Genomic DNA, 2,540 nt, shown 5'->3' with positions numbered 1-2,540 from the left:
TTATAAATAGGGGCATAGTTTAACGGTAGAACAGAGGTCTCCAAAACCTCCGGTGTGGGTTCGATTCCTACTGCCCCTGCCACTATATTATTTATTCATCTTCAGATTATGGCGGTTGTGGCGAAGTGGTTAACGCACCAGATTGTGGCTCTGGCACTCGTGGGTTCGATTCCCATCAATCGCCCCATACATATTTTTGCGGGTGTAGTTTAGTGGTAAAACCTCAGCCTTCCAAGCTGATGTCGTGAGTTCGATTCTCATCACCCGCTCCATTATAATGATCTTTGAAAACTAAACAAGACAAAACGTACCTGTTAATTCAAAGTTTTAAATAAATCGCACAGCGATGTGCGTAGTCAGTCAAACTACTTTATCGGAGAGTTTGATCCTGGCTCAGGACGAACGCTGGCGGCGTGCCTAATACATGCAAGTCGAGCGGACAGATGGGAGCTTGCTCCCTGATGTTAGCGGCGGACGGGTGAGTAACACGTGGGTAACCTGCCTGTAAGACTGGGATAACTCCGGGAAACCGGGGCTAATACCGGATGGTTGTTTGAACCGCATGGTTCAGACATAAAAGGTGGCTTCGGCTACCACTTACAGATGGACCCGCGGCGCATTAGCTAGTTGGTGAGGTAACGGCTCACCAAGGCAACGATGCGTAGCCGACCTGAGAGGGTGATCGGCCACACTGGGACTGAGACACGGCCCAGACTCCTACGGGAGGCAGCAGTAGGGAATCTTCCGCAATGGACGAAAGTCTGACGGAGCAACGCCGCGTGAGTGATGAAGGTTTTCGGATCGTAAAGCTCTGTTGTTAGGGAAGAACAAGTGCCGTTCAAATAGGGCGGCACCTTGACGGTACCTAACCAGAAAGCCACGGCTAACTACGTGCCAGCAGCCGCGGTAATACGTAGGTGGCAAGCGTTGTCCGGAATTATTGGGCGTAAAGCGCGCGCAGGCGGTTTCTTAAGTCTGATGTGAAAGCCCCCGGCTCAACCGGGGAGGGTCATTGGAAACTGGGGAACTTGAGTGCAGAAGAGGAGAGTGGAATTCCACGTGTAGCGGTGAAATGCGTAGAGATGTGGAGGAACACCAGTGGCGAAGGCGACTCTCTGGTCTGTAACTGACGCTGAGGAGCGAAAGCGTGGGGAGCGAACAGGATTAGATACCCTGGTAGTCCACGCCGTAAACGATGAGTGCTAAGTGTTAGGGGGTTTCCGCCCCTTAGTGCTGCAGCTAACGCATTAAGCACTCCGCCTGGGGAGTACGGTCGCAAGACTGAAACTCAAAGGAATTGACGGGGGCCCGCACAAGCGGTGGAGCATGTGGTTTAATTCGAAGCAACGCGAAGAACCTTACCAGGTCTTGACATCCTCTGACAACCCTAGAGATAGGGCTTCCCCTTCGGGGGCAGAGTGACAGGTGGTGCATGGTTGTCGTCAGCTCGTGTCGTGAGATGTTGGGTTAAGTCCCGCAACGAGCGCAACCCTTGATCTTAGTTGCCAGCATTCAGTTGGGCACTCTAAGGTGACTGCCGGTGACAAACCGGAGGAAGGTGGGGATGACGTCAAATCATCATGCCCCTTATGACCTGGGCTACACACGTGCTACAATGGGCAGAACAAAGGGCAGCGAAACCGCGAGGTTAAGCCAATCCCACAAATCTGTTCTCAGTTCGGATCGCAGTCTGCAACTCGACTGCGTGAAGCTGGAATCGCTAGTAATCGCGGATCAGCATGCCGCGGTGAATACGTTCCCGGGCCTTGTACACACCGCCCGTCACACCACGAGAGTTTGTAACACCCGAAGTCGGTGAGGTAACCTTTATGGAGCCAGCCGCCGAAGGTGGGATAGATGATTGGGGTGAAGTCGTAACAAGGTAGCCGTATCGGAAGGTGCGGCTGGATCACCTCCTTTCTAAGGATTTTAACGGAATATAAGACCTTGGGTCTTATAAACAGAACGTTCCCTGTCTTGTTTAGTTTTGAAGGAACTTTGATTCTTTCATATGGTAGATGGGCCTGTAGCTCAGCTGGTTAGAGCGCACGCCTGATAAGCGTGAGGTCGGTGGTTCGAGTCCACTCAGGCCCACCATGATATTCCGCAGTAGCTCAGTGGTAGAGCTATCGGCTGTTAACCGATCGGTCGTAGGTTCGAGTCCTACCTGCGGAGCCATATGGAGAAGTACTCAAGTGGCTGAAGAGGCGCCCCTGCTAAGGGTGTAGGTCGTGTAAGCGGCGCGAGGGTTCAAATCCCTCCTTCTCCGCCATAAGGCCCGTTGGTCAAGCGGTTAAGACACCGCCCTTTCACGGCGGTAACACGGGTTCGAATCCCGTACGGGTCACCATTTTTAAAAATTTTTTTACATATCCATGGAGGATTAGCTCAGCTGGGAGAGCACCTGCCTTACAAGCAGGGGGTCGGCGGTTCGATCCCGTCATCCTCCACCATATGCCGACTTAGCTCAATTGGTAGAGCAACTGACTTGTAATCAGTAGGTTGGGGGTTCAAGTCCTCTAGTCGGCACTCTTTATGAG

Annotated in this window: 9 tRNA genes and 1 rRNA gene; all 10 read left to right on the top strand. The window is 52.5% G+C overall.

Annotation, left to right across the window (positions count from 1 at the left end):
• Positions 1–8 precede the first annotated feature (8 nt).
• Positions 9–82, top strand: a tRNA-Trp gene (locus ACFVT5_RS43250).
• A gap of 29 nt (positions 83–111) precedes the next feature.
• Positions 112–187 (top strand) — tRNA-His (locus ACFVT5_RS43245).
• Between the two features lie 11 nt (positions 188–198).
• Positions 199–272: transfer RNA gene (locus ACFVT5_RS43240), tRNA-Gly, on the top strand.
• A 98-nt stretch (positions 273–370) separates the two neighbouring features.
• Positions 371–1,920, top strand: a 16S ribosomal RNA gene (locus ACFVT5_RS43235).
• Positions 1,921–2,020: 100 nt separating this feature from the next.
• Positions 2,021–2,097 (top strand) — tRNA-Ile (locus ACFVT5_RS43230).
• A 6-nt stretch (positions 2,098–2,103) separates the two neighbouring features.
• A tRNA-Asn gene (locus tag ACFVT5_RS43225) sits at positions 2,104–2,178 on the top strand.
• 3 nt (positions 2,179–2,181) lie between these two features.
• Positions 2,182–2,272, top strand: a tRNA-Ser gene (locus ACFVT5_RS43220).
• A 3-nt stretch (positions 2,273–2,275) separates the two neighbouring features.
• A tRNA-Glu gene (locus ACFVT5_RS43215) sits at positions 2,276–2,350 on the top strand.
• Positions 2,351–2,377: 27 nt separating this feature from the next.
• Positions 2,378–2,453: transfer RNA gene (locus tag ACFVT5_RS43210), tRNA-Val, on the top strand.
• A 3-nt stretch (positions 2,454–2,456) separates the two neighbouring features.
• Positions 2,457–2,529, top strand: a tRNA-Thr gene (locus ACFVT5_RS43205).
• The last annotated feature ends 11 nt before the right edge of the window (positions 2,530–2,540 follow it).

It is taken from the genome of Streptomyces sp. NPDC058001 (genome assembly GCF_042886315.1).
In the GTDB taxonomy this organism is placed as follows: Bacteria; Actinomycetota; Actinomycetes; order Streptomycetales; family Streptomycetaceae; genus Streptomyces.
The sequence above is the reverse complement of the archived record's forward strand: the minus strand, read 5'-3'. Positions and strand labels throughout refer to the sequence as shown.